Source organism: Rhodobacteraceae bacterium M382 (genome assembly GCA_025141015.1).
Taxonomy (GTDB): Bacteria; Pseudomonadota; Alphaproteobacteria; order Rhodobacterales; family Rhodobacteraceae; genus Aliisedimentitalea; species Aliisedimentitalea scapharcae.
The window spans coordinates 1,915,928-1,931,861 of record CP081098.1 but is presented as its reverse complement, the minus strand read 5'-3'; the positions used below and the strand labels follow the sequence as shown (position 1 = coordinate 1,931,861).

Here is a 15,934-nt window from a genome sequence, read left to right as displayed (position 1 = left end):
AAAAACTGGTTCAGGCGGCTTCGTCAACCTGCTGGCGGTGCCACAACTGGGCGTATTTACCGTCCTGCGCCAGCAACGCGTCATGCGTTCCGGTTTCGACGATTTCACCACGATCCAAAACCACAATCAGATCGGCTTCGGCCACGGTCGACAGACGGTGGGCGATGGTGATCACGGTGCGCCCCTGCCCGGCCCGGGTCAGCGCGTCCTTGATCTCCTGTTCGGTATTGGTATCCAACGCCGAGGTCGCCTCGTCCAGCAACAGGATCGGCGGATTTTTCAACAGGGTCCGAGCAATTCCAACCCGCTGTTTTTCACCCCCCGACAGTTTGAGCCCGCGTTCTCCGACCGTGGTGTCATATCCATCCGGCAGTGATTGGATGAAATCGTGGATCTGGGCGTTGCGCGCGGCCTCTACGATATCGGCATCGCTTGCTCCGGCGCGACCATAGGCAATGTTATAGCGGATGGTGTCGTTGAACAGGACCGTATCCTGAGGCACCACGCCGATCGCGTCATGCAGGCTGGTCTGGGTCACGTCGCGGACGTCCTGGCCATCAATCCTGAGCGCCCCGCCGGTCACGTCGTAAAACCGAAACAGCAAACGCCCAATCGTTGATTTCCCCGATCCGGTCGGACCAACGATGGCCACGGTCTGACCTGGAGGCACCTCCAGGCTGATCCCTTTGAGGATCTCGCGATCCGGGTCATAGGCAAACCGCAGATTGTCCAGCTGCAATGCCCCCCCCTTGATCTCCAAAGCCCGGGCATCCGGTTTATTGGAAACTTCCGACGGCTGTTCCAGCAGGTCGAACATCTCGCCCATATCCACCAGACTTTGACGAATTTCACGATACACAGTGCCCAGGAAATTCAATGGCACGGTGATCTGGATCATATAGGCGTTGACCATGACAAAATCGCCAACGGTCAGCGCCCCGGCCTGCACCCCGATGGCCGCCAGGATCATGACCCCGATCAACCCGCAGGTGATCAGGAAACTTTGCCCGAAATTCAGGAAGGCCAGAGAATACGAAGTCTTGAGCGCAGCCGCCTCATAGCCTTTCATCGCCACATCATACCGCTGAGCTTCGCGCTCTTCGGCGTTGAAATATTTGACAGTTTCAAAATTCAACAGGCTGTCGATCGCCTTTTGATTGGCGTCGGTATCCTGGGTGTTCATTTCGCGGCGCAGCTTTACCCGCCATTCGGTCACCGCGAAGGTGAACCAGACATACAACACGATGGTGGTGGCCACGACCACCAGATACCAAACGTCGAACAGCACCGTCAGGATCACCGCCACCAAAATCAGTTCGATGATCAGCGGACCGATCGAAAACAGCATGAACCGCAACAGGAAATCGACGCCCTTGACCCCGCGTTCGATGATCCGGGACAGACCACCGGTTTTGCGGGTGATGTGATAACGCATGGACAGGCGGTGGATATGCCGAAAGGTCTGCAAGGCCAGCTGCCGCAACGCCCGCTGCCCCACCGGGGCAAAAATCACGTCCCTCAGCTGCTGCATCCCGACCGTCATCAGGCGCGCAACGCCATAGGCAACGGTCAACCCAATCGCGCCCAACGCCACGGGCGGAATGCCTTCGCCTGCCAGCGCATCCACGGCACCCTTGTAGAAAATCGGGGTGGTAACCGCGACCACCTTGGCCAGCAGCAACATTGCCATGGCCAAAATCACACGTCGTTTTACCCAAGGATGATCGCTGGGCCAAAGATAGGGTGCGACCTTGCGCAGGACCCGCATACCCGAGCCCCGTTCCAATTGAGTCGCCGCGTCATTGGTGTCATGGGTGGATCGTCGCATATGGAACCTCTGCCTCGGCCTTCACACATATGTGTCTGCAGCTGAATTGACCAGTCCCGGACCAGGAAAACGGCGCAGCAGTGTTGCGGGCTGCGCCGTTGCGGTGGGGTGAACAATCGCGGGGGGATCATTCCGGAATGGAAAACACCTGTCCGGGGTAAATCAGATCCGGATTTCGGATCGACTGGCGGTTGGCTTCGAACACCCGCACGTACAACACCCCGTCGCCATAGCGATCCTGGGAAATGGCCCACAGGGTATCGCCCTTTTGCACTGTGACAGCCCGGATGACCGGCGCGGCCTGAGGCTGCTGTGCGGCCGGTTGCGCAGCGGTGCCATCGCTCGACGCGGTCTGGGTCTGGGTGTCAGCCGGTGGCTGCGGCGTTACCGGGCGCAAAACTTCGGGCGCTTCGCGTTTGAATGGGGTTTCCAGCCGTGACAGCACCTTGCCCCCCGCATCCAATTCATCCAGCCGCATGGTGTAGATACCGGGGGTGACGCTGGCCAGTTGCCCGTTCCAGCGCCCATCCTGCGACACATTGAAATCCGACACAGCGCGGTTGTTCAAATAGACCCGCACCGTGGATTGCGGCGCGGCCTGCCCGGTCAAAATCACATCGCCGGTCACCGAATAGCTGATGGTGTCCAGGCTGATCTTGCCTCTCAGACCGGGTTGGGCCGGTTGGATCAGCTGTACTCCGTCAGACCCGGCGCGCAGGACCGCAACCGATGTCTGTTGCGGTTGCGACGCCGGTGCGGACGCCACATCAGAGGCGGGTTCGGACACGGGCGCGGAGGGCGCAGGTTGACTTGTCGTCCCCTGCGTCTCGGGCTCGGCTGTGGCCTGGGTCGCGACGTCCGGATCTGTCGCGGCAGTCTGTGCTGTTTCCGCCCGTGGTGCTGTGCCTGTTTGCTCCGCCACGACGGTCTCGGCCTGGGGGGCTTGCGTCGGTGTTGTGTCCACAGTTGCGGTGGGCTGTGGTTCAGCTGTCGCCGTTGCGGCAGTCGCTGGGGTGACGGTGCCATCGGTCCCCGACGGTTCCGCGTCGAGCGCTGCATTGTCGGTCTCTTGCGACTCTGCCGGGGCAGATTGCCCTGCTGCCTCGGCCTTGGGGGCTGCTTGTGCCACCTGTTCGGCCTGTGCCACCGGGGCAGCCTGTGTCACTGGGTCAGCCTGTGTCACTGGGTCGGCCTGCGTTACCGGGTCGGCCTGAGCCACCTGTTCGGCCTGTGTCACCGGCTTGGCCTGCGGCACTGCGGTCGTGTCCTGTTCCGGTTGCGTCTCGGCAACATTGGCCGGGTTCGATTCTGCGCTCTCGTCTTCAGGCGCAATCGGGTGCGGCACCGGAGCCAGAATGATGCTGTCCGCCGCCGCGGCGACGGATTCGCCCAGCATGGCCTGCAATGTCAGGACCCGCGGCGCGTCGCTGTGACCAAGCGACAAAAAGCTGACAAATTGTCCGCCGGGCTGGATATCGATCCTGTCCTGCGTCACCCCATCCAGAAACACCGTGACTTGACTGCCTTCGGGACCGCTGCCCGCGATCACAGTGGTGCCGTCGGTCTCGACCCTTACCAGATCAAAGGACGGGGCGGCCAAGGTTGGTGCTTTGGGTTTCGCGGTCGGTGCCGGTTCGTCCTGCTCTGGTGCGGCGGTGGCCGTCTCGGCCGGTGCCTCTGGGTCCTGCTGATCCGCCGTCTGACCGGTCACAGCCTGATCAGAATCGGCTGTATCGGTTGCTGCCTGTGCCTGTTGACCCGTCTCGGGATCAGCCGCCAGCTCTGCGGGTTTTTCGGTCTGCTCGGACGGTTGCGCGGCCTCTTGTGTGTCAGCGACCTCTGTCTTTGGTTCAGCCGCAGGCAGGGGGGGCTCGCCATCGTCAATTTGCGGATTGGCCCGCTGTGCGTTTGGTGTGTCCAGGGTCGCAACAGGCGCAGGTTCACCCGCCTGAACAGGTGGTTGCGCGATCTGTTCCTGCACCACCGGCACGTCCGGTTCTGACGTTTGTGACGTCTGAGGCCCGATCACCCCGGCGACATACAGCGCCACGCCTCCTGCTGCGGCTGCCCCTACGGCAACCGCACTCCAACCCAGGGCCCCAAAGCCCCCTGTACCGGCTGTTCCTGCCATTTTCTTCTTTCCCCCAGGGCGAGTGGCACCCATTTTGTTGAGGCAACCTATCAATCTCGCTATCAGGGGTCAAAGCAACTTGTTTCAACCCTTTGACATTCCCCGAAAGGTGTGGCCATGACCCCTAAATCCGTCTGCGTGTACTGCGGATCCCGCCCCGGAACATCACCGGTCTACGCCCAATGCGCGCGGGATCTGGGCCTGGGCCTGGCCGAACGTGGCTGGCGGTTGGTTTACGGGGCCGGCGATGTGGGGCTGATGGGCGAAGTGGCCCGAGCCGCACAAACGGCTGGTGGCACCACCTTTGGCGTGATTCCCGAACATCTGGTACGCCGCGAAGTGGGCAAATCGGATCTGACAACCTATGTGGTGACCGAAACAATGCACGAACGCAAAAAGGTCATGTTGATGAATGCGGATGCCGTGGTGGTGCTGCCCGGCGGCCCCGGATCGCTGGATGAATTGTTCGAAGTGCTCACCTGGCGGCAACTGGGCCTGCACGACAAACCCATCGTCATTGTGAATATCGACGGCTATTGGGACAAGCTGCGTGATTTGCTGGACCATGTCATAGATCAGGGGTTTGCCGATGCCTCTCTGGGGGATTTCATCCATTGGGCCACCACCCCTGGGGACTGCCTGGACGCGCTGAGAGACATGGTGCGCTAGGGGCTGACCCGCACGGTTCGGCGCAAGGCCACAAGATTGGACACCAGCAAGGCCCCGATCACCACAGCGCCGCCCAACACCGCCCAAGACCCCGGATGTTCGCCTATAACGGCCCAGACCAATACCGGTGCCAGAACAGATTCCAACAGGATCAACAGGGCGACTTCGGCGGCGCTGATGAACCGCGGACCAATCGCCAACAGGCAGGTCGCCGCGCCGATAAAGGCCCCGTGACCAACGAACAATGGCCATTGGGTCTGAAAGGCGGGCATCGGGTCAGCGACAACCCAGATTGCAAGGGCGACACCGATAAAGGCAACCGGGATTGCCGGGATCATCGAAACATGTTTCAGCTGGCGCAGAATTGTCAGCGCCAGCGCATAAGCAACCGAAATATACAACGCCCAGAGATCCCCCTGCCACGACGCGGTTGCATGGTTGCCCGATCCATAGGCAATAATTCCCAATCCAACCCCGACCGCCACCATGGTCCAGACCATTCGTGCCCGAACGGGCTCGCCCAGAAAAACCCGCCCGAAAGCCGTGGCAAAGATGGGCATGGACGCAAAGATGAACACCACGTTGGCGACGCTGGTGTTGGTGACAGCAAGAACAAAGGCCGGAACGGTCGACGCAATCAATCCGATGTACAGAGCTCCGCGCCATCCGGTTCCTGCCACTGCCCTGAACCCGCCCACCCCTTTGGTCGTCAGAACCACGATCAGCACAATCATACCGGACATCATCGCACGCCAAAACGAGATCACCATGGGGTCCGCCACGATCAATCGTACAAACAGTGAATCCGGGATGACCAGAAGAACGCCCAATGTGGTGATAAGAAGGCCTTTGAGATGATCGGTCATGGCCCACAGGCTGAAATCATTCAGGCGACAAAGTAAACCCCGAAAGGGATGCGTCGAGCACCTGCCTCACAGGCGGGCGGGGCCGGTCGAACGGCCTTGCATGACGCGTGCTCCAAATACAAAAGCCCGGCCAGATCGGCCGGGCTTTCGGTCTTTGAAACAGTCTTTGGATTACATGCGCGACGCGACGTTTTCCCAGTTCACCAGGTTGTCGAGGAAATTCGACAGATACGCCGGACGTTTGTTGCGGAAATCGATGTAATACGAGTGTTCCCAAACGTCGCAACCCAGCAGCGCAGTCTGGCCAAAGCACAGCGGGTTCACGCCGTTTTCGGTTTTGGTCACAGACAGCGATCCGTCGGCATTCTTGACCAACCAGGCCCAACCGGACCCGAATTGACCAGCACCAGCCGCGGAAAACTGCGACTTGAATTCATCAACCGAACCAAAGGCTTCGACCAATGCCTTTTCCAGCTCACCCGGCATGGCCGAGGTGCCCGGGCCCATCATTTCCCAGAACTGGTTGTGGTTCCACAGCTGGCTGATGTTGTTGAAGATACCATTTTGCGCAACCGACGACGCGTCATAGGTGCCCTTGATGATCTCTTCCATCGACTTGCCGTCCCATTCGGTTCCGGCGATCAGCTTGTTGCCATTGTCGACATAGGCCTTGTGGTGCAGGTCGTGGTGGTATTCCAGCGTCTCTGCGGACATGCCTTTGTCGGCCAATGCGTCATGTGCATAAGGAAGATCAGGAAGTTCAAAAGCCATCGTGGCCCCCTGTTAAATAAAGTTGCGGTTCCCACTGTTACATGCTTTGGGTGCGGCGTCAGGTCAAGAGCCGAGGCAAGAAAACACTTATCGGGGACAGTGAGATGTTCGCAAAAGCGCGCAAGATGTTCTACCGCGCCCGTGGCTATTACGGCGGGCAGCTAAACGGCATTCCGTTTCGCCTGGATCCATATCATTCGAAATTCTGGCGCAAGGCATCCGCCAATGATTGGGAGCCCGAGACGTTTCGTGTTTTGGACCGATATCTGAGCAAGGATGGCGATTATCTGGATATCGGCGCCTGGATCGGTCCCACGGTGCTCTATGGTGCGCACAAGGCCCGCCATGTCTGGTGTTTTGAACCTGATCCGGTGGCCTATCGTCATCTGGCCTGGAACCTGGACCTGAACGGCATCCGCAATGTGTCCAGTTTTTCTGTGGCGTTGTCGGACGGGTTCGGTTTGGCGCGCATGGCGTCCTTTGGGGGCGAGGCCGGGGACAGCATGACCTCGCTGCTCAACGACAGCACCTCTCATGGTCATGACGTTCTGACCATCGGCTGGGAGCAGTTCTGCGACAGCACCGATCTGTCGGGCGTGTCACTGGTCAAAATGGACATCGAAGGGGCCGAATTTTCGGTCCTGCCCACCCTGCTGCCCTGGCTGCGTGCACACCGCCCGGCGCTGTATCTGTCCACGCACGCCCCGTTCCTGCCAAAAGAAAGCCGCGCCAAACGCATGGAGCAATTGTTTGATGAACTGTCGTTCTATGCAGCCTGCACAGATGCGCAGGGCACTCCAATCACACGCGACGACATGATCAGTGACCCCATACTGACGCGTTTTCCAACCTTTGTGTTCAGCGACTGACCCCGGCCCAATGCTGAACACGACCGCACCACCGGTATGGTTTATCTGGCGGCTTGGTGGAGCCATCCGTGGTCAGCCACAACACCCGTCCCCCATCTGGATTGGCGGGCACGGTACCGTTCCATAGGAACAATAGACGCAACAATCCCCTTCCTTTGGTTTCAGGACGGCCTTGCAGGACGTGCACTCGTAAAACCATTGGCAGGCATCTGTCGGCATTGTTTCTGTTTCGACATGCCCGCACCCGGGGCACGTCAGCGTGCTTTTTAAAATAACGTTTTGATCTGTCATCATCTCACATCTGCAGGATCAGGTAGTCGTTAATTTGGGTCTCGGAGAGCAAGATCACCCATGCGACACCTGTTATGGCAGTGCTTCCGGCAAGCCACCATTTCATCCTCGCCGGGTCCCCTCTTTGATAAGAGACCCACCATGATAGGGCAACGAAAGCCGTCGAAACCGCCAAAACGTAATAGCTTGCCGCAGCTATGCGACCAAAAATCGCCAACCAGCTGCCGCCCAATCCCAACAACATCATTGTCATGGGCAGCACACAGCAGGACGCAACGACCAAGGCCGACGCCGATCCCAAATAGCTCAAGCCAAAATATTTGCGCATAACGCTCCTCCCTACCCCAACCAAAAGACAGGTTGCGGGTCCGCTCATGGGGAGTCATAACACCTGTAGTTACTACAGGATCAAGCGGGGCAGCATCACATGATCGCGATTGGCAAAGCCGCCCGACAAAGTGGTGTCGGAATTGAAACCATCCGCTATTACGAACGCGAAGGCATTGTGCCCAAACCCACGCGGGCCGCGAACAATCGACGTCTATATTCTGCACATGACGTTGGCAGGCTTCGCTTTTTAAAAAAGTGCCGCGAACTGGGGTTCCCGCTCAAGGACGCAAAAGCCTTGCTTGACCTATCCGAAAACGCCGAAGAAGACTGTCAGAAAATTCAGGAGTTGGGCCAGTTTCACCTGGCAAACGTGCGGGCCAAGATCAGCGAACTTGGACGCCTGGAAACAGCGTTGGAAGAACTAACAGCCAATTGCGATAGCGGAAATGCGTCTTGTCCGATGCTGTCGCAACTGCGCACTGCATAAACTGAACCGGACCCAAAGACGTCGCTAGATGCTGCCATAGAAACACAAAGGCCCCCCATCAACACCTTTGATGGGGGGCCTGTGTTTGTCGGGACCGTGCGGGTGGGTCTTAGTAGACGCCAACCGCAGATTTCGGATTTGCGGCAGCGCTCAGCAGGTTGAACACATAGTCGCCGGTTGAGCGGAAGCAGACGATGGCAAAGCTGTCTTCGCTGTCCAACCAGAACGCACCGGCCACCTGGGCCAGACGCGAGCGGCGGAAATCACCGGGACCGAATGCGGCGGCCGAAAAATCAACCGGGGCGATCTTGCCCATGACTTCGCGTGCCGACACACCCGACACCCGGAACACGGCACGTGCGTCGGACACATTGACTGCCAGAGCGTGTTCGCCGTCCAGCGCGACCAGCATATCGGCCAGCTTGGCGGTCACATCCGCATAGGGCACCAGCACCAGCAATTCATCGGTCGACATCCAGGCAACACCGCCCGCCAGATCGCCATTGATCTGGCGCACGCCCGGCACGTCCTGACCGGTTGCGCCTTTGACAGCGGCGGCCACCTTGGCCGACCCCAGATCGCCGCGCAGGGTGATCATGCCAAAGAGACCCGCCTCGTCTACCTTGGCCAGCCCGTTAAAGCTGGCCCCGTTCAATACGCTTGCGAGGTTAGACATTTTGCTTTGCCCCTTCCTTGTCATAGAAAACCATATCTACGATCTTGGCTTTGTAGATCTTGCCGTCGGTGCCGGGGAAATCCAGAACCTCGCCCATGCGATCCGGCCCGTGCTTGACCAGCCCCATGGCGATGCCCTTGCCCAGTGTCGGCGAATGATAGGTCGACGTCACCCGGCCAATCACGTTCTTCTGGCCATTGGCATTGACGCCATTGCCCAACGCATAGGCCCCATCCGGCAGAACAGACCCATCAACGGTTTCCAGACCCACCAATTTCCAGCGATCGGGATCCGCCATGTGGCTGCGCAGCTGCGCCCGTTTGCCCAGGAAATCCTCTTTCTTCTTCGAGATCGCCCAGTTCAGCCCCAGATCCTGCGGGATCACGGTGCCATCGGTTTCGTCCCCGATCATGATGAAGCCTTTTTCGGCCCGCAGGATGTGCAGACATTCGGTGCCGTACGGCATTACCCCGAATTCCTGCCCTGCCGCCATCAGCGCATCCCAGAAGGCACGCCCCTGGCTGGCCGGAACCGCGATTTCATAGCTCAGCTCACCCGAGAAGGAGATCCGGTACGCCCGGCAATCGAACCCGCCGATGGTGCCATCGCGCCATTCCATGAACGGCAGCGCCTCTTTGGAGACATCCATGCCGCCCAGTTTTTCCAACACCTTGCGGGCATTGGGGCCAACAACCGCGACCTGCGCGTATTGTTCGGTCACATTGGCAACATAGACTTTCCAGTCCCACCATTCGGTCTGCAGCCATTCTTCCATGTGGCCATGGATACGTTCGGCACCGCCGGTGGTCGTGTGGCACAGCCAGGTGTCTTCGTCGATGCGGGCAACCACGCCGTCGTCGATCAGGAAACCGTTTTCCGAACACATCAACCCATAGCGGCATTTGCCGACCTTCAGGTTGGACATCATGTTGGTGTACATCATGTCCAGGAACTTCCCGGCATCCGGGCCTTTGACAATCAGCTTGCCCAATGTGGACGCATCCAGCATCCCCAGACGTTCGCGGGTGTTGGTCACCTCACGGTTCACCGCGTCATGCACGCTCTCGCCCGAACGGACCAAGGCGTATGGACGACGCCAGTGGCCAACCGGTTCGAAATCCGCGCCATTGGCTTCAATCCAGTCGTGGATCGGTGTCTTGCGGATTGGCTGGAACGTCTTGGCCCGCGCTTCACCCGCGATCGAGCCCATGGAGATCGGGTGGTACGGCGGACGGAAGGTGGTGGTGCCCACATCGGGGATCTGTGCACCCAGCGCATTCGCAAGGGTCGCCAGGCCATTGATGTTGCTCAATTTACCCTGATCGGTCGCCATACCCAGCGTGGTGTAACGCTTGGTGTGTTCGACGCTCTCATAGCCTTCGCGGGCGGCCAGCTGAACATCGGTGACTTTGACGTCGTTCTGATAATCCAGCCAGGATTTCATCCGCAGCGACACATCGGCCTGCGCCGGCATCAGCCAGACAGCTTCCATGGCCAACTCTTCGGTTGTGACACCTTCGGGCGTGGCAACGGTTGTGGCCGGGAACCCCGCCGCCTCTGCCGCAGCAGAGCCGGCCTTGTTGGCGTCGCTCAGCACAGCCCCAAGATCCAGTGGACCATTGGCGGTGCCAGCGGGCACAACAAACCCCTGCCCGTTGTCACCCAGCGGCGGACGCGATGCATCGGGGCGGAAATGCGCAGCCGCATCGTCCCAGATCAGCTTGCCACCGCAATGCGACCACAGGTGCACAACCGGGGACCATCCCCCGGACATGGCAACCGCATCTGCTTCGATCTCTTCCTGCGCGCCGCCCACTCCGGACTGGGCACAGATCGACACCTTTTGAACCCGCTTGCCGCCTTTGACCTTGGCGATGGCGCGGCCCGCTTCGACGCGGATGCCCAGCTGACGGACTTCCTCCATCAGGGCACCGCCACCGGCGTTGCGCGCGTCCAGCACACGCACCACTTCGCAGCCTGCGTGATGCAGGGCGATGGCCGTGCGATAGGCGTCGTCGTTGTTGGTGACCACGACGACCTTCTGGCCCGGGGTCACACCCCAGTTCACCACATAGTCGCGCATGGCCGAGGCCAGCATCACACCGGGCACATCGTTGCCCGCAAACGACAGGGGCCGTTCGATGGCACCGGTCGCGGTGACGATCTGCGACGCGCGGATCCGCCACAGACGGTGACGCGGCGCGCCGTTGCCCGGCTCGTGATCGCTGATCCGCTCGTACCCCAGGGCATAACCATGGTCATAAACGCCCGCACCCATAGTCCGGTTACGGATCGTGACGTTGTCCATCGCATCCAGTTCGGCCAGGGTCTGATCAACCCATGCGCCGGGTTCAATCCCGTCGATGGTGCCGCCGTCAACCGGTGCGCGCCCGCCCCAGTGGCTGTTCTGTTCGATCAGCAGAACCTTGGCCCCGGATGCCGCCGCCGCCTTGGCCGCCTGCAGACCGGCAACACCGCCGCCCACAACCAGAACATCACAGAAGAAATAGAAATGTTCATAGGTATCGGCGTCCTTCAGCTCCTTGTCAGGGGCTTTGCCCAGACCGGCGGACTGACGGATGATCGGCTCATACACGTGCTTCCAGAACGGTTTGGGGTGGATGAACGTCTTGTAATAGAACCCTGCCGGCAGCCAGCGCGCCAGATAGGTGTTGATCGCGCCGACGTCGAATTCCAGGTTAGGCCAGTGGTTCTGCGATTTGGCGGTCAGACCCGAAAACAGCTCGGTCGTGGTGACGCGCTGGTTGGGTTCAAACCGGTCACCGGTGCCCAGACCGACCAGGGCATTGGGTTCTTCGGACCCGGACGCCACAACGCCGCGCGGGCGGTGATATTTGAACGACCGGCCCATCATCATCTGGTCATTGGCCAGCAGCGCCGAGGCCAGCGTATCCCCGGGATGCCCGGTCATGCGCTTGCCGTTAAAGGTAAAGTCGATCGTTTTCGAGCGGTCGATCAGCCGCCCCTGAGAGGCAAGACGTGTGCTCATGTCTTGGACCCTTCCTGGTATGAGAACGGGAAAGTACGGATGGTGCGGATTGCGGGGTTCATTCGACCTCCCCCCACGTCCAACCGGGGCGCTTGGCGGTGATCGCGTCGCGGATTTCCTGAGGCGGTTCATATGTTTGCGCCGAATAGGTGCCAAACACCTCCAACGTCATGGTGCACCGCGCCGCGTGGAACCACTTGCCACAGCCATTGGCATGGCGCCAGCGTTCCAGATGCACCCCTTTGGGGTTCTTGCGCATGAACAGATAGTCGTGGAATTCGTCATCCGACGAACCGGGGCCGAAACGCTTCAGATGCGCCTCGCCGCCTGCGGCCAGTTCGGTTTCTTCGGCTTTGACACCGCAATATGGGCATTCAAGGATCAGCATCGAGCCACCCCCTTGTTTTTGCGATCCAAGAAGCACAATTTGAGTGCATGGATCTGTTGTTCTACATACTCGGTGGCTTGGTCGTGATCGGAATCGGGCTCGCCCTCGTAGAGAGACGGCGCAAACGCAGCTTCTTTTCCCACGACTTCAATCTGAGCAATTCTGCCCAAAGCGAAGCTGATCGGGAGCAAATCCGCGTTTCCGATGCTGTCAGCCACCGCACACATCAGTGAGCCACGCCAGCGGCGACGCTTTCGTCGATGAACTTGCCTTCTTTGAAGCGGTTGACCGAGAATTCTTCGGCCAGCGACGAATGGCCGGTGGCCATCAGCTGCGCCATCGCCCAACCCGATCCGGGGATCGATTTGAAGCCGCCGGTGCCCCAGCCACAGTTGACGAAACAGTTCTGCACAGGCGTTGACGAAATGATCGGCGACCGATCCCCGGTCACATCCACGATCCCGCCCCATTGGCGCAGCATCTTCAGACGCGACACCATCGGGAAGGTTTCGACCAATGCGCGCACGGTTTCCTCGATGTGATGGAACGATCCGCGCTGGGTATAGTTGTTGAAGGCGTCAGTGCCGCCGCCAATCACCATTTCACCCTTGTCGGATTGCGACATGTAACCGTGCACGGTGTTGGCCATCACGACCACGTCCATGCAGGGTTTGATCGGCTCGGACACCAACGCCTGCAGCGCCACGGATTCCATCGGCAGACGGAAACCCGCCATTTCCGACAGCACAGATGCGTTGCCCGCAACCACCATGCCGATCTTTTCGCAATCAATCGGACCTTTGGTGGTGTCAACGCCGACCACGCGGCCCTCGTGGGTGCGCACACCGTTGACTTCGCACTGCTGGATGATGTCCATGCCCATGTTCGAACAGGCACGCGCATAGCCCCAGGCTACGGCATCGTGACGGGCGGTGCCGCCGCGCGGCTGCCACAGGGCCCCCAGAACCGGATAGCGCGGACCATCCAGATTGATGATCGGCACCAGGTCCTTGACCCGCTGGGGATTGATGAATTCGGTTGCCACACCTTGCAGGTTGTTGGCATGTGCCGTGCGCTGATAGCCGCGGATTTCGTGCTGGGTCTGGGCCAACATCATCACGCCGCGCGGGCTGAACATGACGTTATAGTTCAGCTCCTGGCTCAGATCTTCGTACAGGCCGCGCGCCTTTTCGTAGATCGCCGCCGACGGATCCTGAAGATAGTTCGAGCGGATGATGGTGGTGTTGCGGCCCGTGTTGCCGCCGCCCAGCCAACCCTTTTCGATCACGGCCACATTGGTGATGCCGTAATTCTTACCCAGGTAATAGGCTGTGGCCAGACCATGGCCACCCGCGCCCACGATGACAACGTCATAGCGGCTCTTGGGTTCGGGCGAACGCCAGGCGCGTTCCCATCCGGAGTGATAGCGCAGGCCTTCCCGCGCAACAGCAAAGGCTGAGTAATGTCTCATGGGCGAATCCGTTCGGTTCGAGGTAACGCATGATATGCCCCAGGACGGTATCAGACCTGCGCCGTAAATCGTCGCATTTATGTATCATTGCGACATTGCGCGACAGGCGCATTCTGCCCAGGCAATTCTTTTGACCTTTTTTCCCGGACGTCACGCCTATAGATACACGCCAAAGCGGGAGAACACATGAGTTTCTGGATCGTACCTTCGTTGATGGCGCTGGGAATTACAGCGTTTCTGGCCCTTGTCCTGCTGCGCGCGCGCGGCCAGGGCGAACCGGCTGCGGCCTATGATTTGCGGGTCTACCGCGAACAGTTAAAGGAAATGGAGCGCGATCTGGCGCGCGGGCTGATCGCCCAGAGCGACGCCGACCGGGTCAGAACCGAGATTTCGCGTCGCATTTTGGCAGCCGATGCCCAGTTGCAGCAATTTAACGCAGGCAACCAACAGCCGCGCAACCTGTCCTTGATCGTGGTCGCGATCTGTGGTGCGGCCATGATCGCGGGATCGTTGATGCTGTATCGCGCGCTTGGGGCACCGGGATATGGCGACCTGTCGCTGTCCACCCGGCTGGAGATGGCCGAATTGAACCGCACATCGCGCCCCTCCCAGGCCGACGTCGAAGCCCGGATGCCCCCCCAGCCCGCCCCCGAGGTCGAAGCCAGCTATGGCGAGCTGGTGAGCAAGCTGCGCGAAACCGTAGAAAAACGTCCGCAGGATATCGAAGGTCACGCCCTGTTGTCGCGTCACGAGGCGAACCTGGGCAACTACACGGCCGCCTACGCGGCCAAGTCACGCGAAATTGAGCTGCTGCAGTCCGAAGCCGGTCCGGAACAGTTTGGCGAACAGGCCCAGTTGATGATCCTGGCCGCCGGCGGCTATGTCTCGCCCGAGGCAGAAACCGCATTGCGCACCGCACTGCAGATCGACCCCACCTATGGACCGGCACGCTATTACTGGGGTTTGATGATGGATCAGATCGGGCGCCCTGACATGGCCTTTCAGATCTGGGAACAGACCCTGCGCCGCAGCCCGCCCGACGCGCCCTGGTTGGTGCCGATCCGGGCCCAGATCGAAGAATTGGCCTGGAAGGCCGGTGTGAAATACGAATTGGCCGCAGCCCCTGGCGCAGCCGCGCTGCCCGGCCCGGACGCCGGTGCCGTTGCGGCGGCCCAATCGATGAGCGACGCAGACCGTCAGGAAATGATCCAGGGGATGGTCAATCAGCTGTCGGATCGTCTGGCCACCGAAGGCGGCGCGCCGGATGAGTGGGCCCGTCTGATCGGCGCACTGGGAGTGTTGGGTGACATGGATCGCGCCCGGGCCATCTATGACGAAGCCAGCCAGAAATTTGCCGACAACAACGAGGCCATGATGCTGATCGTCAAGGCAGGTATCCAAGCGGGTGTCGTCGAATGATCCTGGACAAATTCGAAGCGTTTGCAGCCGCCATTCCCGGCTATACCGCGCTGGCCGGTCTGGATTTTGGGGACAAGACGGTCGGCGTGGCCGTATCCGACCGGCTCGGCACAGTTGCCACGCCGCTGGAAACCATCCGGCGCAAGAAATTCACCCTGGACGCCGCCCGGCTGTTCGAAATCACTTCGGAACGCGAAATCGGTGGCATTGTTCTGGGCCTGCCCCGCAACATGGACGGATCCGAAGGTCCGCGCTGTCAGAAAACCCGTGCTTTTGCCCGCAACCTGTCGCGACTCACCGATCTGCCGATCGGGTTCTGGGACGAACGGCTGAGCACTGTGGCCGCCGAAAGGGCGCTTTTGGAGGCAGATACGACCAGAAAGCGTCGCGCAGAGGTTATCGATCATGTGGCGGCCTCCTATATTCTGCAGGGGGCGCTGGATCGGATGCGTCATTTGAAGATGGAACAGGGCTGACATGAATACTCCCGTCTGGAAACGCAACGAAATCGACAGCCCCTGTGTGGATATCTGTGTCGTGCACCCCAAAGAGCGGATCTGTACCGGCTGTTTCCGCACAATTGACGAGATCACGTCGTGGTCCAAGATGAGCCCCGAAGAACGGGCCAGCATCATGGCCGAGCTGCCAACCCGCGCGCCTTTGCTGAAAAAACGCCGTGGTGGGCGGTCGGCCCGCACAGCCCAGTAACGCGCGCCCTCATGGAACCC

At 60.0% G+C, this 15,934-nt stretch carries 15 protein-coding genes; 6 read left to right on the top strand and 9 right to left on the bottom strand.

Annotated features, from left to right (window positions below):
- Positions 1 to 10: 10 nt before the first annotated feature.
- Together K3727_08900 and K3727_08895 are read right to left on the bottom strand one after the other, a co-directional pair.
- A complete protein-coding gene (locus K3727_08900; GenBank protein ID UWQ92877.1) occupies positions 11 to 1,828 on the bottom strand; it encodes an ABC transporter ATP-binding protein/permease in 1,818 nt (605 codons plus the stop codon).
- 127 nt (positions 1,829 to 1,955) lie between these two features.
- The gene (locus tag K3727_08895; protein UWQ93322.1) at positions 1,956 to 3,224 is read right to left on the bottom strand and encodes a LysM peptidoglycan-binding domain-containing protein; all 1,269 of its coding nucleotides are present in this window, start codon (positions 3,222 to 3,224) and stop codon (positions 1,956 to 1,958) included.
- 852 nt (positions 3,225 to 4,076) lie between these two features.
- Between K3727_08895 and K3727_08890 the strand changes: the two genes are divergently transcribed.
- A complete protein-coding gene (locus K3727_08890) occupies positions 4,077 to 4,628 on the top strand; it encodes a TIGR00730 family Rossman fold protein (GenBank protein ID UWQ92876.1) in 552 nt (183 codons plus the stop codon).
- On the opposite strand, the gene K3727_08885 is transcribed toward K3727_08890, so the two are convergent.
- Together K3727_08885 and K3727_08880 are read right to left on the bottom strand one after the other, a co-directional pair.
- On the bottom strand, positions 4,625 to 5,494 hold the full coding sequence (locus K3727_08885) for a DMT family transporter (protein ID UWQ92875.1): 870 nt from the start codon (positions 5,492 to 5,494) through the stop codon (positions 4,625 to 4,627). The genes K3727_08890 and K3727_08885 overlap by 4 nt on opposite strands.
- A gap of 171 nt (positions 5,495 to 5,665) precedes the next feature.
- Positions 5,666 to 6,265, bottom strand: a complete 600-nt coding sequence (locus tag K3727_08880) for a superoxide dismutase (GenBank protein UWQ92874.1) — start codon at positions 6,263 to 6,265, stop codon at positions 5,666 to 5,668.
- Between the two features lie 104 nt (positions 6,266 to 6,369).
- Here K3727_08880 and K3727_08875 point away from each other — a divergent pair, with 104 nt between their 5' ends.
- A complete protein-coding gene (locus tag K3727_08875; protein ID UWQ92873.1) occupies positions 6,370 to 7,134 on the top strand; it encodes an FkbM family methyltransferase in 765 nt (254 codons plus the stop codon).
- Positions 7,135 to 7,429: 295 nt separating this feature from the next.
- Here K3727_08875 and K3727_08870 read toward each other — a convergent pair whose 3' ends face one another.
- Positions 7,430 to 7,753, bottom strand: coding sequence for a hypothetical protein (locus K3727_08870; protein ID UWQ92872.1), 324 nt, complete (start codon positions 7,751 to 7,753; stop codon positions 7,430 to 7,432).
- A 99-nt stretch (positions 7,754 to 7,852) separates the two neighbouring features.
- Here K3727_08870 and K3727_08865 point away from each other — a divergent pair, with 99 nt between their 5' ends.
- Positions 7,853 to 8,242, top strand: a complete 390-nt coding sequence (locus tag K3727_08865; GenBank protein ID UWQ92871.1) for a helix-turn-helix domain-containing protein — start codon at positions 7,853 to 7,855, stop codon at positions 8,240 to 8,242.
- A 109-nt stretch (positions 8,243 to 8,351) separates the two neighbouring features.
- Here the strand turns inward: K3727_08865 and K3727_08860 are convergent, their stop codons facing one another.
- The 4 genes from K3727_08860 to K3727_08845 all read right to left on the bottom strand — a co-directional run bounded on the left by K3727_08860 (position 8,352) and on the right by K3727_08845 (position 13,787).
- Positions 8,352 to 8,918 carry a sarcosine oxidase subunit gamma gene (locus K3727_08860; protein UWQ92870.1) on the bottom strand — a complete coding sequence of 189 codons (567 nt, stop codon included), beginning with the start codon at positions 8,916 to 8,918 and terminating at the stop codon, positions 8,352 to 8,354.
- A complete protein-coding gene (locus tag K3727_08855; protein UWQ92869.1) occupies positions 8,911 to 11,928 on the bottom strand; it encodes a sarcosine oxidase subunit alpha family protein in 3,018 nt (1,005 codons plus the stop codon). Before K3727_08855 ends, K3727_08860 begins: the two co-directional genes overlap by 8 nt.
- A gap of 58 nt (positions 11,929 to 11,986) precedes the next feature.
- The gene (locus K3727_08850) at positions 11,987 to 12,316 is read right to left on the bottom strand and encodes a sarcosine oxidase subunit delta (protein UWQ92868.1); all 330 of its coding nucleotides are present in this window, start codon (positions 12,314 to 12,316) and stop codon (positions 11,987 to 11,989) included.
- A 226-nt stretch (positions 12,317 to 12,542) separates the two neighbouring features.
- Positions 12,543 to 13,787, bottom strand: coding sequence for a sarcosine oxidase subunit beta family protein (locus K3727_08845; protein ID UWQ92867.1), 1,245 nt, complete (start codon positions 13,785 to 13,787; stop codon positions 12,543 to 12,545).
- A gap of 186 nt (positions 13,788 to 13,973) precedes the next feature.
- Between K3727_08845 and ccmI the strand changes: the two genes are divergently transcribed.
- The 3 genes from ccmI to K3727_08830 are packed head-to-tail and all read left to right on the top strand — an operon-like array spanning position 13,974 to position 15,914.
- On the top strand, positions 13,974 to 15,206 hold the full coding sequence (gene ccmI / locus K3727_08840; protein UWQ92866.1) for a c-type cytochrome biogenesis protein CcmI: 1,233 nt from the start codon (positions 13,974 to 13,976) through the stop codon (positions 15,204 to 15,206).
- A complete protein-coding gene (gene ruvX, locus K3727_08835; protein UWQ92865.1) occupies positions 15,203 to 15,682 on the top strand; it encodes a Holliday junction resolvase RuvX in 480 nt (159 codons plus the stop codon). Before ccmI ends, ruvX begins: the two co-directional genes overlap by 4 nt.
- Before the next feature lies 1 nt (position 15,683).
- A complete protein-coding gene (locus K3727_08830; GenBank protein ID UWQ92864.1) occupies positions 15,684 to 15,914 on the top strand; it encodes a DUF1289 domain-containing protein in 231 nt (76 codons plus the stop codon).
- Positions 15,915 to 15,934 lie beyond the last annotated feature (20 nt).